We start from the raw sequence: 19,152 nt of genomic DNA, 5'->3' as shown, positions 1-19,152 counted from the left end.
AGGGTAATGCAGCCGACAAACTGGCAGGAGTGGATCGCTTGGGCAGGTCTTGTCATCCCATTGATTGGGATGGCTTGGGCCGCTATTTTTTATACTTTGACAAAACGGCGTGAAGTTCATTTTCAAGAGTTTCAAAGATTGTTCGAGATCATGGATCATCTAGGGCGTTCGGGCGGAAGCATTGCATCAAAAATGGCTGCTGCTTATGAATTGAGAAAATACCCGCAATATAAAGATGTAATAATTAGAATGTGTAGACAGACAGAAACTGTCGGACCTTCGGGTAAAATGTTAAAAGATGAAATGTTGCTCACAGCGGATTTTCTAGAAGGAAAAAAATGACTGAAAAATCATACGACCTCATCGTTCTTGGTTCCGGCCCCGGTGGCTACGTCGCGGCAATCCGCGCCTCCCAACTGGGTTTGAAAACCGCGATTATTGAACGGGAAAATCTGGGCGGTATCTGCCTGAACTGGGGTTGCATACCGACCAAGGCATTGCTGCGCTCGGCAGAAGTGTTTCATAATATGAAGCATGCCGCCGACTATGGTCTGGTTGCGGAGAAGATCAGCGCCGACCTTGACGCGATTGTTAAACGCTCACGCGGGGTGGCGAAACAGCTCAATCAGGGCGTCACCGGTCTGATGAAAAAAAACAAGATCGACGTCATCATGGGCGACGGCAAAATTGTCGCAAAAGGCAAGGTTTCGGTTAAAATCGAGAAGGGCGAAGAAACGCTTGAGGCGAAGAATATCATCATCGCAACCGGTGCGCGTGCCCGTGATCTTCCCTTTGCGAAGGCCGATGGCAAGCGCATCTGGACCTATCGTCATGCCATGACGCCGCCGGAGATGCCGACCAAATTACTGGTCATCGGTTCTGGTGCGATCGGGATCGAATTCGCGAGCTTTTATAATGATATAGGCGCCGATGTTACGGTCGTTGAAATGATGGACCGGATTGTTCCGGTCGAAGATGAAGCCATCTCAAAATTCCTTGAAAAGTCCCTGAAAAAACAGGGAATGACAATCATGACTGGGGCTGGAGTCAAAAGTATTGATGCGGGCGCCAAAGGCGTGACCGCCGAGATTGAAGATAGCAAAGGCAAAGTTGAAAAATTAGAGTTCAGCCATGTGATTGTCGCCGTGGGCATACAGCCCAATATTGAAACCATCGGTCTGGATGAACTCGGCATCGAACCGGATGAACGCTTCCATATTAAAGCCGATGCAATGTGCCGGACCAATGTCGAAGGCATCTATGCCATTGGCGATTGCACCGGCGGACCTTGGTTGGCGCATAAAGCCAGTCATGAGGGTGTGATAGCGGCTGAAGCCATCGCCGCAAGCCTTGGAAAAGACGCCCATCCGCATGCGATGGATGTGAATAATATCCCTGGTTGCACCTATTGCCACCCACAAATTGCCAGTGTTGGCCTGACCGAAGCTAAAGCCAAGGAAGCGGGTTACGATGTCAAAGTCGGAAACTTCCCGTTCATCGGTAACGGCAAGGCGATCGCGCTGGGCGAAACCGAAGGTTTTGTCAAAACCGTATTTGATGCAAAAACCGGCGAATTGCTGGGTGCCCATATGATTGGCGCCGAAGTGACCGAACTGATTCAGGGCTATACGGTGGGCAAAACGCTGGAAACTACGGAAGCGGAATTGATCAATACGGTCTTCCCACATCCGACGCTGAGCGAGATGATGCATGAGAGCGTTCTCGATGCCTATGGCCGTGTCTTGCATATGTAAGTTTGTGGCCGAGGCTGATCTTTAGCCATTATGTCTAAGAGCTTTAGCGAGAGGTTATCGATCAGCTTTTCCGTGGCGACTCTGACAGCTATGCGCGGCCGCTAGAGTCGCCGCAACTTACGGCATTTTTTGTAGAAAATTTTACAATTAAATATTAGATTGCCGGCTTAAGATTCTCATATATTTGAATAAATCTGGCCTATTTACGTCAATTTTGGCTGCTTGTTTTTGCACCATTATCCATGCAATTTTCATAGCGTCAAACGTAAAGAACATGATATATTACACCTAGTTTTTTAGGAGGTTTTTATGTTTGCATTACTCTCTATTGCCCTCTTGAGTTCCGCTACGGCTATTGCCGCTGACGCGGAAACCAGCAGAGTTAGCTATTCCAATTGCCTGACCGAATTATCGATCACTCATCTGGACCAAAAAACGGCACGGGGTGCTTTCAAAAAAGCCGCTACAGAAGGTTGCACGGATGAACGCAACGCGATGATTGCAGCGATGAAGAAAGACGAAATGGAATTTGGCAGTTCGGAAAAAGAAGCCACTGGTTTCGCCACCGAAGAAGCAGATAGTGTCTTGCTCTCCTTTACAGATGGCTATGCCGGCTATCTGAGTTCCAACACAAGGCCAGTCAAGGAAGAATAGGCCGTTCACTCCGACCGCTGGCCGCCCCGGATAATTGCCCGAAAATATATTTCTATATGATTTCGGGTATTTCCGTTAGAAAGAGGACCGTGATGACTCTAACGAACGTTCTTATCCCGACCTATGTGCAGATGCTGAAAGCGCTGTCAGCTTGGCTTGATAAGGCTCAAACACAGTTTCCGGACGGCGAGGCGGAAGCACTTCTTTCTGGGCGTCTTGCTCCAGACATGTTTCCGCTATCTACTCAGATCCGGTTTGCGTGCTTACAGGCGCAGGAAGGCTTGTTTCGGTTGAAGGGAGAGGTTCTTCCTGCATCGATAGATGTTCTGCTTAATGAGGGGCGGAATGCAGATGATCACCCCGGATCAATCGCCGATGCTCAGGCAAGAATTGATGAAACTGTTGCGCTCGTAGAATCGGCTGATTCGGACGCGCTCGATGGTGATCAGGAAAGACAGATTGCGCATAGTCTTCCCACAGGGATGATTTTCGATTTTACGGCAGAACAATATGCCCGGGACTGGACGCTACCCCAATTCTATTTTCATGTGATGACCGCTTACGCCATATTGCGTAGCGGGGGAGTCGATCTCGGCAAGGCTGATTATGTCGCCCATATGTTTGCCTATTTACGTCCCGGCACAATGCCTTCGCAATAACGCGCGCATGCTCCTCTCCTGTGCGGGACGTCTAGAGTGATTTTCCCCTCTGGTGACAGCTATCAGGTAGGCGTTTGCTGTACCAGATCAAGCGCAACATCGGTGATCATGTCTTCTTGACCGCCCACCATTTTGCGCTTGCCAAGCTCGACCAATATTGTGCGTGTATCGAGGCCGTGATCCGCAGCGGCCTTTTCGGCATGGCGCAAGAATGACGAATAAACGCCGGCATAGCCCAAGGTAAGAGTTTCACGGTCCACACGGACAGGGCGATCTTGCAACGGACGCACCAGCTCTTCGGCGGCGTCCATTAAAGCATAAAGATCACAGCCGTGGTTCCAGCCATAACGGTCGGCAGCGGCAATAAACACTTCAAGCGGGGCATTACCTGCGCCTGCGCCCATGCCAGCCAAGGATGCATCAACGCGCACCGCGCCATTTTGCACCGCGATGATGCTATTGGCAACGCCCAGAGACAGGTTGTGATGGGCATGCACGCCGCGCTGTGTTTCGGGCTTTAATACCGCGTCATAAGCCTTTAAACGCGCCGCATAATCATCCATATTCATCGCGCCGCCGCTATCGGTCACATAGACACAATGTGCGCCATAGCTTTCCATCAAGAGCGCTTGCTGCGCCAGTTTGTCAGGGGCGGTCATGTGGCTCATCATCAAAAAGCCTGATACATCCATACCAAGGCTGCGCGCATATTCGATATGCTGTTTCGCGACATCGGCTTCCGTGCAATGGGTCGCCACGCGCACTGATCGTACACCCATTTCATAGGCGTGTTTCAAGTCATGAATGGTGCCAATACCAGGCAACAGCAAAGTCGTAAGAACGCTGTGTTCCAATACTTCGGCGACCGCGCCGATCCAGTCCCAATCGGTATGCGCGCCAAAGCCATAGTTAAAGCTGGAGCCTTGCAAACCATCGCCGTGGGCCACTTCAATGGCATCCACCTTGGCACGGTCCAGCGCTTTGGCAATATTGCGAACATGGTCCAGACCATATTGGTGGCGAATGGCATGCATGCCATCGCGCAACGTTACGTCCTGAATGTAAAGCTTTTGCGTTGTCGGATCGAGTGTCATGCTGCGGCCCTTTCCTGTTTACGGATGGCGATTTTTTCTGCGGTTTTCATGGCTGCGGAAGTCATGATATCGAGGTTGCCTGCATATGCGGGCAGGTAATGCGCCGCGCCTTCTACTTCGAGAAATACCGATACTTTCAGGCCGGTATATTCGCCGCCCTTTCCGTCGTTCATCTCGGGGATGCGGAGCGGACGGTTGGAACCGATATGTTCAAATTGCACCGCCTGTTTCATCCGGTATCCCGGTACATATTGCTGCACCTCTGCGACCATTTGCGCGACAGAATCGGCGATTGCTTTCTGGTCGCCTTCTTCGGTCAGGCAATAGACCGTGTCGCGCATAATCAGCGGCGGCTCGGCAGGATTGAGAACGATAATCGCCTTGCCGCGCTCTGCGCCGCCCACGTCAACAATCGCCTGACTTGTGGTTTCGGTAAATTCGTCAATATTGGCGCGGGTGCCGGGGCCTGCGGATTTCGACGCGATGGATGCGACGATTTCGCCATAGTGCACTTTTGCAACACGGTTGATGGCAGCAACAATCGGGATGGTCGCTTGCCCACCGCACGTCACCATGTTGACATTGGGGGCATCCAAATTCGCGTCGCCGTTTACTGCCGGAATAGTATAGGGGCCAATCGCGGCGGGGGTCAGGTCGATCACGATCTTGCCATGGGCCTGCAATATCTCATTATGATGCGCGTGCGCACCGGCAGATGTTGCATCGAACACAATTTCAATGTCCGCAAATTCAGGCATTTTGACTAGCCCGTCTATGCCCTCTGCTGTGGTCGCCACGTTCATCCGGCTCGCACGGGCAAGGCCGTCGGACGCGGGGTCGATACCGACCATCGCGCCCATTTCCAGAGTTTCTGAGAGGCGCAGGACTTTTATCATCAAATCGGTCCCGATGTTGCCGGAACCAATGATAGCGACTTTTGTTTTACCGGTCATTTGCGGTCATCCTCATATGTGAAAGAAACAGACCCAAGCCCGCCAATGCTGGCGCGCACATGGTCGCCGGGACTGATGGCGAACATGGGACCCAGTGCACCGGTCAGAACAATATCGCCCTTGCGCAGCGGCTCTCCTCGTTCTGACAAGATGCGCGCAAGCCACGTTGCCGCGTTTAGTGGGTGGCCAAGACAGGCAACCCCCGCGCCGAGTGATACGACCTCATCATTGACTTCCATCGCCATGCCGCATGTCCACAGATCGAGACCGTCCAGCGGCTTTTTTGTGTCGCCCAGCACGAACATGGCAGATGAGCCATTGTCGGCAACGGTGTCGGCGAAGGTAATTTTCCAGTCGGCAATGCGGCTGTCGACAATCTCTATCGCCGCGGTCACTTCTGAGACGGCTGCGGCGACCTGGTCGCGGGTGATGTCCGCGCCATCAATGTCGGCGCCCAATATAATGGCCACTTCGGCCTCGGCTTTGGGTTGTAAAACCTGAGATGCCTTTAATGTGCCTCCATCGGGGATGTGCATATCATCAAATAGTACACCGAAATCGGGTTGTCCTACGCCAAGCTGCTGCTGCACTGCCTTTGCAGTCAATCCAACTTTGCGGCCAACGATGCGGCGGCCTTGCTTTTCCCAATGGCGGGTATTGATCGCCTGTACCGCATAAGCCCCGTCAACGTCGGTAGGGTCGAGAAATTCGCGCATTGGCCCGATAGCTTGACTATTATAGGCCGACCTCAAATGCTCGGCGGCGATTTCATGGGTGTTCGCCATATTATATATCCCCTCAATGCGGCAATATTTCAAAATCGGATTGCCCGCTAAATTGCCTTCTAACTATCTTCTATATTCAAAAGTTTCGCTTGTGCCTATGGTGCGATGTTGATTATATCTCACATTATGAGAAAAGGAACGCCAATCTTAAGCTCGTTCGGGCGCGCCATTAATTTGTTGCAGCTGGTTATCCGCGATGGCGGGAGGCACTCGATAACGCATTTGGTAAAAAACCTCGATATACCGAATGCGACTGTATATCGGCTGTTGGCAACATTGACAGAGCAGGGGCTCTTGCAGCCTGCTCGCCGGGGTCATTATATCGCAGGACCGGGGTTGCTGTCTCTGACCCCATATCTTCAACCTTCCCACATCGCTGCTGAACTTGCGCGCAAAAGCCTGAGCTCGCTCGCCGCTTCCAGCGGGGCAATCGTTCATATGGGTATGCTGGAGGATGATATGGTTACCTATTTGGTCAAGGAAGGTCGCGGCAATGACCAGCTCTTTACCCGCGAAGGAATGCAGCTTGAGGCATATTGCACAGGTATAGGAAAGGTTTTGCTGGCTGGCCTGCCGCCCGATCAACAGTCGCAATATCTAGCGAATGGTCCATTTGTTGCCCTGACACCTAATACCACGGTTGATGTAAACACGCTCCGCGCTGAATTAGAGAAAGTCAAAGACCAAAGGTTCGCCGTTGATAATCGAGAGATTTCTCCGGACTTATATTGCCTTGCCGTGCCCGTTCCTTCTAATGAATCCGCTATATCGCTGGGCATTTCCGTTTCGCGACTCGGCGGGGAAGTTGATCAGTCAAATGATGCCGTGCTGATCGCATCGATGTACAAAACTGCGAATGAAATTGCGGATATTTTGTCGCGAGACGGAGCTACCTAAGCATCATCTGTGAGAGGAAACTAATGTGAATTAGTCTCGTTTTGCTCAAAACGTTGCCACCCACCGCCAAGTGATTTGTAGGCGGCAATCGCCTGCCGGAGCGCATCGGCTTTTGCACTAACGAGCGAAAAATGCGAACGGGCTGTCGCCGCAATAGCATCCATCAGCGCAAGCTTGTTATCTTCACCTGCCGTGTAGCGTTTTTCCGCTAAGGCTTCATTTTCCGCCGCATTTGCCATGGCATCGGCGGTTCTGGAGACCCTGTCGACCGCACGCGCATACCGAGCAAACGCCGTTTCGCTTTCGTTTAGGGCGGTCAGGATCGTTCGCTCGTAATTAATTGCGGCTGCCTCGCTGCGGGCATCTGCGGCTCGGATCTGAGCCCTGATCGTCCCCATCTGGAAAACCGGCCATGATAAGGAAGGCCCAAAAGAAAAACGTGTTGAACCCGCCGAAACCAGTCCCTCCGCATCACGTGATTGCTGACCAATACTGCCGAGCAAAGCAAATCGGGGATAGAGATCGGCGGTTGCGCCGCCAACACGCGCCGTTGCGCCGGCTAGGCGATATTCCGCCGCACGAATATCCGGACGGCGACGAAGGACGTCTGAAGGTGTTCCTGCAGATACGGTAGCGGGCAAGTCTGGTAAAGCACCCGTATTTTTGACGCGATCTAATAGATCAGCCGGATTGCGTCCGGTCAAAAGTGCCAGACGATAGGCCGCGACACGTGCGTTGGCCTGTACTGATGGTAACTGCGCGGCGGCGTCCTCTGCCTGAACCGCTATTTGCACGGTTTCGGATTTTGGAGCTTCCCCGCTCTTGCTGCGAAGCAGGGATAGCCGCAGTTTTTCCTGCAAAGCTTCGCTCTGTGCAGCTATTGCACTTGCCGATGCCTCAGCGCTGCGCAAATCGATATAGGCAGCGGCCGTTTCTGCTATTGCACTGAGCAGGACGGAGCGTTGCAGCTCTTGTTTTTCCGCAAGATCATTGGCGTGTGCCTTGATATTATTGCTTTCACGGCCCCACAGATCAATTTCCCACGACGCATCAAAACCGGCATCAAATAATGCAAAGTCGCGTTCAAATCCCGGAATATCGCCGACGGGTATCTGCCCGCCCTCGCTAAGCCGGTTGCGAGTAGCCGACCCAGTCAATGCGCTTTCCGGGAGACGACCACCTTTGGCTGCTTCTAGTAGGGCACGCGCCTCGCGAACACGGGCAGCGGCTTCCGCAACGTCAAAATTGCGGGTGGCCGTTTCCTGAACCAGCGCAGTCAAGAGTGGGTCATCAAATTGCTGCCACCAGTTTTCTTCAATCGCGGAGCTATCGCTTGTCGAAACAAATTGTGCGGGGGGCGCAATATTCGGGCGAACATATTCAGGGCCAACGGCGGTACAAGACGATAGAAATATCGCGGCGTTTATAACGAGCATTCTGGGGGAAGAGGGCATATTGCGGTTACTCCATTCTGTGCCGGAACAGCCAGGCTGCTGCGGACAGTGTAAAGGCGGATATGATGATGAGTGGAACGGTGTTAGCCAGCACTTGCATGAGCGGCATGGCTTTCAGAAACACGCCCTGAACGATCACAATAAAATGCCGTATCGGGTTAGCGAGAGAAATCTGTTCCAGCCAGAACGGGATATTGTCGATCGGCGAAGCATAGCCTGACAATAGTACGGCAGGGGTCATAAAGATGAACATACCGAGAAAGGCTTGTTGCTGCGTTTTAGAAAGCGAGGAGATAAATAGCCCTACACCTATGATCGACAGCAGAAAAAAAACAACGGCACCGTAAAGAAGAACAAGAGATCCCCGGAATGGGACGTCAAAAAAGAACACCGCTGCGATAACGAATATTGTCGAGTTAAATAGGCCGACCAGAAAAGGAGGGATCGATTTGCCGACAAGGATTTCATGAACCCTCAGCGGCGTTACCATCAGTTGATCAAATGTTCCCAGTTCCCGCTCGCGAGCAATGGACTGAGCCGTTACGGACAGGGTCGAAAGAGCGCTGATCATCGCGAGTAAACTGGGAAGAACGAACCACATATATTCCAGATTCGGGTTAAAAGCATTGCTTGTCACGATTTCACTAGGCGTCGTCCTGTGATTATCCTGCTTGGTAGCAGCTAAAGCCGTGTTAGCGCTGGCCGCGATTTGGCCAAGATAAACGTTCACGATCTGCGAAGCGTTGGACCGGCGGCCGTCGTAAACGATTTGGAGCGGGGCAGGTTTGCCAGCCTTCAGATCAGAACTAAATCCTTGCGGAAAGTGAATTCCGGCAATCGCATCCTGCTCATCAATAGCATGTTCTACCGCTTTTTCCGAATTCACGCGCGTCACTGATCTGAAATTTGGGCTCCCCTGGATACGCTGAATAATTTCGGCAGTGGCTGCACCTCCATCACGATCGAGATACACGATATCAGCATTTTCGACGGCAAGCGTCGATGCAAAACTGAACAGAACGAGTTGCAATACCGGCGGCGCAATCAGGGTAACCCGGCCCTTTTTGTCGCGCAACATTGCGAGAAATTCCTTGATCACCAGTGCCCGCATCCGTGCCCAGGCCGGCCATTTTGCAAATGCGGATTCAGCCATTAGTCGAGGGTCTTTTTAGTGACGCGGAATATCAGGATGAAGAACAGCGCGCCGAATCCAAGCAGGATCGCGATATTGGGAAGCAACAGCGCCCAGACATTTCCGGTCAGAAAAAGGCTTTGCAGAGGCGGAATCAAATAACGAGCGGGCACGGCGTAGGTTATCACCTGAATCCACTTGGGCATCGAACTGATCTCAAAGATAAACCCGGAGAGCAGAAAGGCCGGCAGGAACCCCGTAAGCAACGCTACCTGCGATGCGACAAACTGGTTTTTGAGTGCAGCCGATATCAGCAGTCCTTGGCCAAGTGCGGGCATTAGAAATGCTGCATATAGCGCGTATAGCGCGAGTATCGACCCTCTGAAAGGCACGTCGAATATAAAGACAGCCATTAATGTGCAGATCGTTGCTGTAATCAGTCCAAGAATAAAATAGGGCACCATCTTTGTGATAATAAACTCCGGAATGGTAACCGGCGTTGCGATCAGCGCTTCCATCGTTCCCCGCTCCCATTCTCGGGCAACAACCAAGGCCGTCAGTAAGCTTCCAATCATAGTCAATATCACGGAAAATGAACCCGGAACCAAAAAATTTCGGCTGGTCAGTGCCGTATTATACCAGAATTGCGGCAGCACCTGGATTCCGCCGCTTCGCTTTTTATCGTCTTGGACGCTTTCAGAGGCCAACCATTGCGCATGAACACCTTGCGCATAGGCGCTGACAAAATTGGCTGTGCTGGGATTGCTGCCATCGGTTATGATCTGGACCTTTGCGGTCTTTCTGGTTGCAGCGTAGCGGCGATCAAAATCGGCGGGTATTGTCACGATGCCTCTGATCCGGCCCGCGGTCAGGTCATCGAACAGCGCCTCCTTATCATTTGATTGCTTTACGTCAAAATAGGGTGAGTTCACATACGCCGATGCGAGACTGAGGCTCGCGGAACCACCACTTTGCTGCAACAGTCCAAGTTTGACCACCGAGGTATCTAGCGAGACACCGTAACCAAACAGGAAAACGAGCATGATCGGGAAAAATACGGCGATGAGGATGGTGGAAGGATCACGCAGTACTTGCAGCATTTCCTTGGTAAATAGGGCGCGAAGCCGCCGGGAAGAGAAACTGCCCGCCATATCAGGCGGCTTCCTTCGCGTGGTCTGAACCTTCGCGGATAATATCGGCATTCTCGATCATCGCGATGAAGGCATCTTCCATGGTGAAATTGGCCGATGCCTCCGCACCTGCCATTTGCGCGGCTTCTTTTTTGAGGTCATCCGGCGTACCAAAAGCAATGGTCTCCGCGCGATAGATAAGCGCGATCCGGTCACAATATTCCGCTTCCTCCATAAAATGGGTGGTGACCAGAACCGTGACGCCTTTCTCAACAAGTCCGTTGATATGCTGCCAAAATTCTCGCCTTGTGGTCGGGTCCACGCCTGAGGTTGGCTCATCCAGAAACAGCACGGGCGGTTGGTGCATCACCGCACAAGACAGCGCCAAGCGCTGCTTGAATCCGAGAGGAATGGCGCCTGCATCGCTGTTCAGAAAGGGCCCCAGCTCGAACGTATCAATCATGGCATCGATACGATGTTTCGCTGTTTTTCCGGACAAGCCATATATTCCGGCAAAAAATTCGAGATTTTGCTGCACGCTCAATTCACCGTAGAGTGAAAATTTCTGTGCCATGTAGCCGAGCGCACCGCGCGCATCGGCGCGCGAATGCCTCAGGTCATACCCTGCGACGCTGCCGTTACCCTCGGTTGGGCTAAGCAATCCGCATAGCATTTTAAAGGTCGTCGATTTCCCCGCACCATTTGGACCAAGCAGTCCAAAAATTTCGCCGCGGGTGACGGAGAAATTAATTTCATGCGCGGCCGTAAAATCGCCAAATATTTTGGTCATCCTGTCCGCAACAATCTGCGGATTGTCGGTCTCCTCAATGGCGCGATAGTCGCTCGCCAAGGCGCTGCAGCCATCGGGCCCGCCGCCCAGTATGTCGATGAATGCATCTTCGAAACGGGGCTCGACCGGGGTGAGCGTAGCATTTTCCGCGCCGCTGAGCCCCTCGATATTTGGTTCTGTATTTTCGGCGAATAACAGGCGGATAGCGCTCCCCTGAATTGTACCGTCCCGCACGCCTTCGCGGTTAAGCGCGCTAGCCAGTACCTTTCGTTTATTACCCGCAAAATTGTCTAGCCTGAAGACACGGTTTTTAACCGAGCCGGTCAGGTCTTTTGGTCTTCCGCCGAATAATTTCTTTCCGTGATTAAGCAGATGCACACGATCACAAGCTTCCGCCTCGTCAAGATAGGCAGTGGACCAGACGATGCCGATACCCTCACTTGTCAGGTCTTTCACCATCTTCCAAAGCTCACGCCGGGACACTGGATCGACACCGACGCCGGGCTCGTCGAGCAACAGCAGCTTCGGCGTATTTATGAGCGCGCAGGCAAGACCAAGCTTCTGTTTCATGCCGCCCGAAAGATTGCCCGCCAGGCGGCCTGTAAAACGGGCAAGATCGGTAAAATCTAGCAGCCGCCCGAATGTATCCTGCCGTTCATTTTTGTCCAGATCGCGCAGATCTGCATAGAGATTAAGGTTTTCCTGAACGGACAGATCTTCATAAAGTCCAAACCGTTGCGGCATATAGCCAATACGCTGATAAACAGATTCAGGGTCTGCGGTGACGTCTATCCCGTCAACGAGGATTTTGCCGTCATTCGGCTTCATCAATCCTGCTAGCAGTCTGATCAGCGTGGTTTTCCCTGCACCATCGGGGCCAACGAGGCCGGTTATCTCTCCGGCACGGACATCAAAATCAACGCCGTCCAAAGCGGTTATCATTTCCTCTTTTTTGCCTGATTCAGCATCAAATCTTTTGATGATATTAGTGGCGGTGGCGACGATGCCGGTCATTTATATGATGCCTGTTTTCGGCCTTTGGTGCGAACTAGTGTAATCGTTACCGGTTGTCCCTGGCGAAGCCCGCTGTCTGGATTTTGCACCACGACCCGGAAGCGATAAACGAGATCACTGCGCAAATCTTCGGTCTGCACGGTTTTCGGCGTGAATTCGGCGCTTGGCGAGACATAGCCAATTGTGCCTCGATAGATTTTGTCGCTGCTATCGGTCGTCACATCCACCTTCGTTCCAGGAGCAAGCAAGCCAAGCTGCGGCTCCGGGGCGTAAGCGCGGATATAGACGGGCTTGTCGATCGTCAGTGTGTAAATGGTCGCACCCGGACTTGTGATTGCTCCCGGTTCCTGAACACGCGAAAGAATGATACCGCCTGATGGGGCGATGAGCTGTCCTTCGCCAAGCTGCGTTTTTGCTTGCGCAACATCGGCCTCCGCCTGTTCAACGGCAGCCACATTGGCCGCGATATCTTCTCGGCGGCTTCCTGCACGCAGGAGAGAAAGCTGCTGTGACGCGCTGTCCACGGCAGCTTGCGCAACGTCAAAGGATTCGCGCGATTGTTCGAACTGCGCGCGGGAGACGGCGCCGCTGGCAACCAGTCCGCGCCGCCGTTCATATTCCGACCGTGCCTGCCTAAGCTGCGCGCGCGCTTGCTCAAGCTGGGCAGAGGCTGCACCAATTTCCTGCGGACGGTTGCCATTCCGGCTTTTTACCAACTGCGCCTTTGCACTAGCCAAACGCGCCTGTGCAGCCCTCAGATCATCGCTGAGTGATTGTTGGTCAATGACCGCCAAGACCGCACCTTTCTCAACGCGCTGACCTTCGTCGAAATTCATGTGGGTAATTCGGCCTGATTGTTCAAAGGCGAGATCAACTTCCCTGATATCGACATTGCCATAAAATTCCGGCGGTGCATCTTCCCCGGACCAAAGTCCGAAACCCGAAGTAAAAATCGCAGCCACTGCGATTCCAATTGCGATCACAGCAATGATGATTGCCCGTTTCGGCATGTCTATTTCTCCTGCGGCGCGAGCGCGGCCATTACAAATGCTTTGCCGCTCATGAAAATTTCGGTGGGTTCCAGTTCGCTCTCTTCAAGCGCGACCATGCGCGCGAGATTCATAAAGACATCCCCGCCGATGCGCGCGAGTAGCTCCGGTTTAATATCATTTCTGATGAGCCCAATTTTCTGATCCCGCGCGATTACGACCGCCATACGGGCATAATGGTGTTCCCGGAGATCCACTGCATGCGCAGACGTGCCGAAGGACATCGTATGCTCTTCCAGAAACGACATGATGTCACGATATTCCTGAAATAGTTTTAGCAGTTTCCCGATAATGGCTGGCATCATTTCGAAAATCGGTAACTGAGACTCGAAAACCTCATCGAATTTGCCCATCAACTGTTTGTTGAAAATATCCGCAAGCGCCTTTGACAGGTCTGCCTTGGATTTAAAATAGCGATAAAAAGTACCTTGAGCTACCCCGGCTTCCTCCACAATTTGCGGAACCGAGGTTGCATCATAGCCCGCATGCCCAATCAATTGCCGAGCAGCTTGTAATATTCGCTCTCGGGCGTCTCCTGGCGGCCTTCCGCGCAATGGTTTTGTGACTTTAGACAAACGAATCATTCCCACAAGCTTTATATAATGACAGTCATTATATAAATTAAAGAGAGTGTCAAACGTCGTCGATCAGAATTTTAGGAAATAGCCGTTATGTTCCCATTTTGAGTATAAGATTGAGGAGGCGGGGATATAATATGTGGTGTTTTTTGCCGTTATGACACCGAAGCATTCCGGAACCGATCGCTAGATAATCGTTTAACTTGAACCTAAGCGCGACGGTATAATGAAGTCCGGTTTTGCGAAGCGCCAAATTGATTGAGAACAACTACAAATGGGGTGTTGGTTACCTTCTAAAATTGGGTAACCTTCCTAGTAATCCGTTCAATATGAATCGCCATTTTGTCCACACATACCGCCGATAAATCTATAACGAACGCTGCTCTACCGCACCGACAGGATGGCATAGTTTTCCTTTGCTCCGGCGATAACTATGTCTGCCAGTGACAAGTTGTGATTTGACCAACAACACACCCAAAGATGGAACGCTGTTATCACGCCCCACTTTTTGACAGTCACAATCTTTTTATCGCATGTCGTTGAGGAGGCGTAATAATTTTGTAAATTTACCGTTGCAATAATGTAATGTCGCGGTAAGTTAACAAACAAGACTTTCACGCCTTGGAGAGGATCCACTCTATTAAGAGGATCCTGTATGCACAGAAAAGACTCCGCCATTGAGCGCCCTAGGAATACCCTTCAGCCGTTAAAATTACGGGCTTTATAGGGTGGGCGACAGTATCGGCTATATTTGGCCAATCATCGCTTTATTGACCGCTGGTTTGTTCGCTGGCTTTGCCGCAGGGTTATTTGGAATTGGCGGCGGCTTCGTCGTCGTCCCGGCGCTCATCGCCACCCTGCCTTTACTGGGTGGAGATGCTTCTGAACTGGCACATGTCGCGATCGGCACATCACTTGCTACAATCATCATAACTTCCTTACGCTCTGTCTTCGCCCATGCCCGCCGGGGGGCGGTGGACTTTCAAACAATCAAAGCCTGGAGCCCGTGGATCGTGATGGGCGTTGGCATCGGTATCATGATTGCCGCCCGTATTCCTGGCACAGTTCTGGCTTTTATTTTTGGGGTTGGGGTCATCATCATGGCGATGCACTTCCTGTTTCCTTTTTTGTCCGGAAAGACGATTGATAACCAAATGCCGAGAGGCGGATTACGGGTTGCGATTGCAGGGTCCGTCGGCGCATTTTCCGCAATGTTAGGGATAGGTGGCGGGACGATTGTCACCATCGTCATGACCTTGTGCGGACGCACTATCCACAACGCCATCGCTACAGCGGCGGGCTTTGGCTGCGTTATCGCCATACCGGGTATGATCGGTTTCATCATCATCGGCTGGGGTCAGTCCGGGCTGCCATTTGGGTCGTTGGGATATGTCAATATTCCGGCGGCAGTCGCGATAACTTCGACCTCGATCTTAACCGCACCGCTGGGCGCGGCAGTGGCGCACCGATTGGATCAAGCCATGTTGAAGCGTGTTTTTGGCATCTATCTGATATTCGTAGGCATTTTGATGATTCGCAATGCCTTATCCCTGCAGCCGCTTATTTGAATGGAGAATGCACATAATGACCCTGCAATTAAACAGAAGATCACTATTGGGCGCAGCCACCGTTGGCACCGCACTTATGATGAGAGACACTGCCGCTATTGCGAAAGTAGCCGAAGCTAAAAAGCCGCTATTTGGCCCCGCGCCGGGGATTGCGTTACTCTCAAGGAACGAAAATCCCTATGGCCCTGCGCCCAGCGCAATCAAGGCGATTTATGATACTGCATCCAAGGGATGCTATTATGCCGACATCGGTCTGAAAACATTAACCGAAATGATTGCCGAGCGTTATGGCGTGGGCGTTGAAAACGTTGTTGTAAGCTCCGGTTCCACCGAAGTGCTGTGCGCTGTCGCACTGGCCTGGGCCGATAAGGGCGCCATATTATGTCCCGAGCTGTTCTGGGATATGACGGTTAAATATGGTGAGCAAAAGGGTGCCAAAATTGTCCGTGTGCCGCTCGCCGCTGATATGGGAATCGATCTGGATGCCATGACAGCGGCTATTAGTCCGGAAATCGGATTGGTACACATCTGCAATCCCAATAATCCAACCGGTATGGTACTGGACGGTGATGATTTACGCGGATTTGTAAGAAAAGCATCTGGCAATGCGACCATTTTAGTCGATGAGGCCTATAATGAGCTGACCGACAAGCCCGAATATAGTTCGGTCGTAGATTTGGTAAAGGAAGGGCATGACATCATCGTCTGTCGTACCTTTTCGAAAATCTACGGCATGGCTGGGATGCGCGTCGGCTATGCGATTACCTCGCCGGAGAATGCCGAGAAAATTCGCGGCTATCTGATGAGCTTTGGCGGCAATTCATCTGGGCTAGCCGCCGCCATCGCTTCTTTTAATGATACAGGTTTTACCCGCTATTCGAAGGATCGGGTTGTAGAAGCGCGCAGCAGCATAATCGACACGCTCGGCGGGCTAGGAATGGAGGTTTTACCATCCCAGACCAACTTCCTTTACGTCAAGGTTCCCGATGCAGACACTGTGCAAAAGCAAATGGCGCAGCGAGACATCATGATCCGCGGTTCTTACGGTGAACAATGGACGAATTGGTCACGCGTCAGCACCGGAAAAATCGAGGATGTAAAGCGCTATAACACCGCCTTGACTCAACTATTTGGTGCATAAAAAAAGAAGTTACGCAATTAGGAGAGGGGGGCACGGGTAAACTCCGCGCCAAGTCTGAAAAGCACTTCCAGGCCGAATACGGTCGTCAAAACAGGGGTCTTTGTCATGACATATTCTATGATTGCATCTTTTCGTTCAACCACAGCCTTGACAGCAAGCGGGGCAACTCTGGCGATGTTTCTCGCTCTTGGCGTTGCGCCACTTCACGCAGGAGAAACCGAAGCGAAAGCCGAAACCGAGGCCGAGGATAGCGGCGGGATAGTCGTTACGGGACGCCGCGTTTCAAAGGCAGACCAGTCGATCGGAACCGACGAAGTTTCCAATACCGTGGCGGTGACGCGCGAAGCGCTTTTGTCCGCGCCATCGGGAGTTTCTGGCTTAAAAATGCTTGAAACCCTGCCAGGTTTTAATGTTCAGACAGACGGTGCATTGGGGCTTTATGAATTTGGCAATAGCGTTCAGACTCGTGCTTTTAATCTCGACCAAATCGGATTCATTCTCGATGGCATACCATTAGGACGCAGTGATGCCTTTGGCGGCAGTCCGGTATTTCGTTATGTTGACAATGAAAATCTGGCGGTAGTTAAAGCGTCGGTAGGCGCCGGCGATGTCAGTCTGCCCAGCTACGCGTCTCTTGGGCCTGTCGTGCAATATATCTCGATTGAACCACAGGATGATCTTGGTCTTTTTGTATCGCAAACTTTTGGGGAGGACGATCTCAAACGTACCTTCATTCGTTTCAGCACAGGGCAAATCGGGCCGGTAAGAGCCTATATCAGCCGGACAAAGCTGGACAGCGATTTGTGGCGGGGAGCCGGATCGGTGGACCGGGAACATTGGGAGGCACAAGCCCACGTCGATCTGGGCGGCGATAGCTGGGCTCGGTTCAAATTCGTCTCCAATAATTTCTTCGATTATGATTCTCCGTCATTTGGTAGGGCAACCTATCTTTCCGATGTACCCGACGCGGGAGGAAAGACAGGGCGCAATCGTGGGTATATAGGCTTTTTGCCAGATTATCCGCCAACGGCGGCGGGTATCCAATATTCTGATTCCCGCTATTCCTATTATTTTGGAAATGCGATAAATGTCAGGAAGGACAAGCTTTTTGGCGCAACATTCCATGCCGACATAGCGCCTGATGTATCCGCTGAAACAACACTCTATTGGGAAAATAAAGATGGTTACGGCGTATCACCCGATACCTATTCAAACAGCCTTGGTATCTATACGCCGCAGGCTCAGGCCGGTTTACCGGTGGTTGCTCCGCGTGGTCTGCAATACGGGCTATCGGGTGTCGGAGGCGACCGCATAGGTATCACTTTCAAGCTACAGGCCGAGATCGGTATGCATATGTTGGAGGCCGGGATATGGGCTGAGCAGGACAAATATCACCGTACCCAGAAGCGTCTCAATAACGTAAATGGTGCCCCCGATGGCGCGGTCATCCCCGATGAAGTGGTGTATTTCCGGCGTGATTACCGGTCGAAACGCGATAGTACACAATTATTTGTGAAAGACAGAATATCTTTGTTTGATGATGCGGTCGAGCTGGAGCTGGGAGTAAAATCGCTGTCGGTTGATTATCAGTTGAATGGATACCGCGACTATCGTGATTATTACCTTACCGTCGGTGGGGTAGGCGTTCCAGGCTATGGGCCACAGAATAATTCGGCGAGTTATAAGGACCATTTTCTGCCAATGGCGGGCCTGCTTTACAAGCTGTCTGATGGCCGGACGCAGGTATTTGCTTCTTATGCCGAAAATTACGCGCTGCCCAAGGGTATGGATGACATTTATTCTGTTACCCTTGCATCGTCGGCAGGGGTCGTGCCGCAGCCGGAGCCAGAAAAGTCCCAGAATTTTGAACTGGGTGTCAGAACTAGTCAACCGGAATTTTATGCAGCGCTCGCCTTATATTACACTAAATTTGATAACAGGATCCAATCCACTTCCTCCATCCTTCCCGGCACCACAAATGTGCTGGAAACATTTTTCGTGAATGTCGGCGGCGTGGAGGCTTATGGCGCAGAATTCACCGGGTCATATCGCCCAGAATTTTTGAATGGCTTAGCCTATTTCAACACGAATATTACCTATAATCACGCGAAATTTGAGGATGATATTCCCGGCGGCGCGCAAATCGGCGGAAAATTTTTACCTGATAGCGCAAAGTGGATCGTCAATGGCGGCATAACCATAGAGCCTGCGAGCTGGCTGGTTGCCAATTTCTCCGGTAAATATACCAGCAAGCGTTGGTCAACATTTGCTAATACGCCGGGGTCAACCGTGCCCGCATATACTGTATTTAGCAGCTATGTGGACATCGGTGACGGATATAGCCTGGGACCGCTAAAGGGTATCAAGGCACGGGTTAATGTGGACAATGTTTTCGACAAGGATGTATTATCCTTTATGTTCCCGCAAATATCAGGGGACGGTTTCTTCAGGCCACTGTCACCGCGTACCTTCCAATTCACCATCTCTGCGGAGTATTAAT

Annotated in this window: 17 protein-coding genes; 8 read left to right on the top strand and 9 right to left on the bottom strand. The window is 51.8% G+C overall.

Annotated features, from left to right (window positions below; all coding sequences use genetic code 11):
* Positions 1–6: 6 nt before the first annotated feature.
* The 4 genes from V7676_RS04215 (at position 7) to V7676_RS04200 (ending at position 3,067) form a co-directional block, all read left to right on the top strand.
* Entirely contained in the window at positions 7–342 is a 336-nt protein-coding gene (locus V7676_RS04215) for a hypothetical protein (RefSeq protein ID WP_335658396.1), read from the top strand.
* Positions 339–1,754: a dihydrolipoyl dehydrogenase gene (lpdA, locus tag V7676_RS04210; RefSeq protein ID WP_335658395.1), complete on the top strand. Its 1,416-nt coding sequence runs from the start codon at positions 339–341 to the stop codon at positions 1,752–1,754. Before V7676_RS04215 ends, lpdA begins: the two co-directional genes overlap by 4 nt.
* 309 nt (positions 1,755–2,063) lie before the next feature.
* A complete protein-coding gene (locus V7676_RS04205) occupies positions 2,064–2,408 on the top strand; it encodes a hypothetical protein (protein ID WP_335658394.1) in 345 nt (114 codons plus the stop codon).
* 92 nt (positions 2,409–2,500) lie between these two features.
* On the top strand, positions 2,501–3,067 hold the full coding sequence (locus V7676_RS04200; RefSeq protein WP_335658393.1) for a DUF1993 domain-containing protein: 567 nt from the start codon (positions 2,501–2,503) through the stop codon (positions 3,065–3,067).
* 62 nt (positions 3,068–3,129) lie between these two features.
* Here the strand turns inward: V7676_RS04200 and dmpG are convergent, their stop codons facing one another.
* From dmpG to V7676_RS04185, 3 genes are read right to left on the bottom strand one after another with little or no spacing between them, the layout of a single operon-like run.
* Positions 3,130–4,161: a 4-hydroxy-2-oxovalerate aldolase gene (gene dmpG / locus V7676_RS04195; RefSeq protein ID WP_335658392.1), complete on the bottom strand. Its 1,032-nt coding sequence runs from the start codon at positions 4,159–4,161 to the stop codon at positions 3,130–3,132.
* The gene (locus tag V7676_RS04190) at positions 4,158–5,114 is read right to left on the bottom strand and encodes an acetaldehyde dehydrogenase (acetylating) (protein ID WP_335658391.1); all 957 of its coding nucleotides are present in this window, start codon (positions 5,112–5,114) and stop codon (positions 4,158–4,160) included. Before V7676_RS04190 ends, dmpG begins: the two co-directional genes overlap by 4 nt.
* Positions 5,111–5,899, bottom strand: a complete 789-nt coding sequence (locus tag V7676_RS04185; protein WP_335658390.1) for a 2-keto-4-pentenoate hydratase — start codon at positions 5,897–5,899, stop codon at positions 5,111–5,113. The genes V7676_RS04190 and V7676_RS04185 overlap by 4 nt, the downstream gene beginning before the upstream one ends.
* A 174-nt stretch (positions 5,900–6,073) precedes the next feature.
* Between V7676_RS04185 and V7676_RS04180 the strand changes: the two genes are divergently transcribed.
* Entirely contained in the window at positions 6,074–6,796 is a 723-nt protein-coding gene (locus V7676_RS04180; RefSeq protein WP_335658389.1) for an IclR family transcriptional regulator, read from the top strand.
* Between the two features lie 20 nt (positions 6,797–6,816).
* Here V7676_RS04180 and V7676_RS04175 read toward each other — a convergent pair whose 3' ends face one another.
* From V7676_RS04175 to V7676_RS04150, 6 genes are read right to left on the bottom strand one after another with little or no spacing between them, the layout of a single operon-like run.
* Entirely contained in the window at positions 6,817–8,250 is a 1,434-nt protein-coding gene (locus V7676_RS04175; RefSeq protein ID WP_335658388.1) for a TolC family protein, read from the bottom strand.
* Between the two features lie 7 nt (positions 8,251–8,257).
* Positions 8,258–9,403, bottom strand: coding sequence for an ABC transporter permease (locus tag V7676_RS04170; RefSeq protein ID WP_335658387.1), 1,146 nt, complete (start codon positions 9,401–9,403; stop codon positions 8,258–8,260).
* A complete protein-coding gene (locus tag V7676_RS04165) occupies positions 9,403–10,533 on the bottom strand; it encodes an ABC transporter permease (RefSeq protein WP_335658386.1) in 1,131 nt (376 codons plus the stop codon). Before V7676_RS04165 ends, V7676_RS04170 begins: the two co-directional genes overlap by 1 nt.
* 1 nt (position 10,534) lies before the next feature.
* Positions 10,535–12,316, bottom strand: coding sequence for an ATP-binding cassette domain-containing protein (locus V7676_RS04160; protein ID WP_335658385.1), 1,782 nt, complete (start codon positions 12,314–12,316; stop codon positions 10,535–10,537).
* Positions 12,313–13,326, bottom strand: a complete 1,014-nt coding sequence (locus V7676_RS04155; RefSeq protein ID WP_335658384.1) for an HlyD family efflux transporter periplasmic adaptor subunit — start codon at positions 13,324–13,326, stop codon at positions 12,313–12,315. Before V7676_RS04155 ends, V7676_RS04160 begins: the two co-directional genes overlap by 4 nt.
* Positions 13,327–13,328: 2 nt before the next feature.
* Positions 13,329–13,949 (bottom strand): TetR/AcrR family transcriptional regulator, encoded by a 621-nt coding sequence (locus V7676_RS04150; protein ID WP_335658383.1) that lies wholly within the window; start codon positions 13,947–13,949, stop codon positions 13,329–13,331.
* Between the two features lie 722 nt (positions 13,950–14,671).
* On the opposite strand from V7676_RS04150, the gene V7676_RS04145 reads away from it, so the two are divergent.
* The 3 genes from V7676_RS04145 (at position 14,672) to V7676_RS04135 (ending at position 19,151) form a co-directional block, all read left to right on the top strand.
* On the top strand, positions 14,672–15,511 hold the full coding sequence (locus V7676_RS04145) for a sulfite exporter TauE/SafE family protein (RefSeq protein WP_335658382.1): 840 nt from the start codon (positions 14,672–14,674) through the stop codon (positions 15,509–15,511).
* A 16-nt stretch (positions 15,512–15,527) separates the two neighbouring features.
* Positions 15,528–16,652, top strand: coding sequence for a pyridoxal phosphate-dependent aminotransferase (locus V7676_RS04140; protein WP_335658381.1), 1,125 nt, complete (start codon positions 15,528–15,530; stop codon positions 16,650–16,652).
* Positions 16,653–16,826: 174 nt separating this feature from the next.
* Positions 16,827–19,151 carry a TonB-dependent receptor domain-containing protein gene (locus V7676_RS04135; protein ID WP_442955407.1) on the top strand — a complete coding sequence of 775 codons (2,325 nt, stop codon included), beginning with the start codon at positions 16,827–16,829 and terminating at the stop codon, positions 19,149–19,151.
* Position 19,152 lies beyond the last annotated feature (1 nt).

This window comes from Parasphingorhabdus sp. (genome assembly GCF_036963805.1).
GTDB lineage: Bacteria > Pseudomonadota > Alphaproteobacteria > Sphingomonadales > Sphingomonadaceae > Parasphingorhabdus.
Note: the sequence above shows the minus strand (reverse complement) of the source record. Positions and strands in the feature narration are given on the sequence as shown.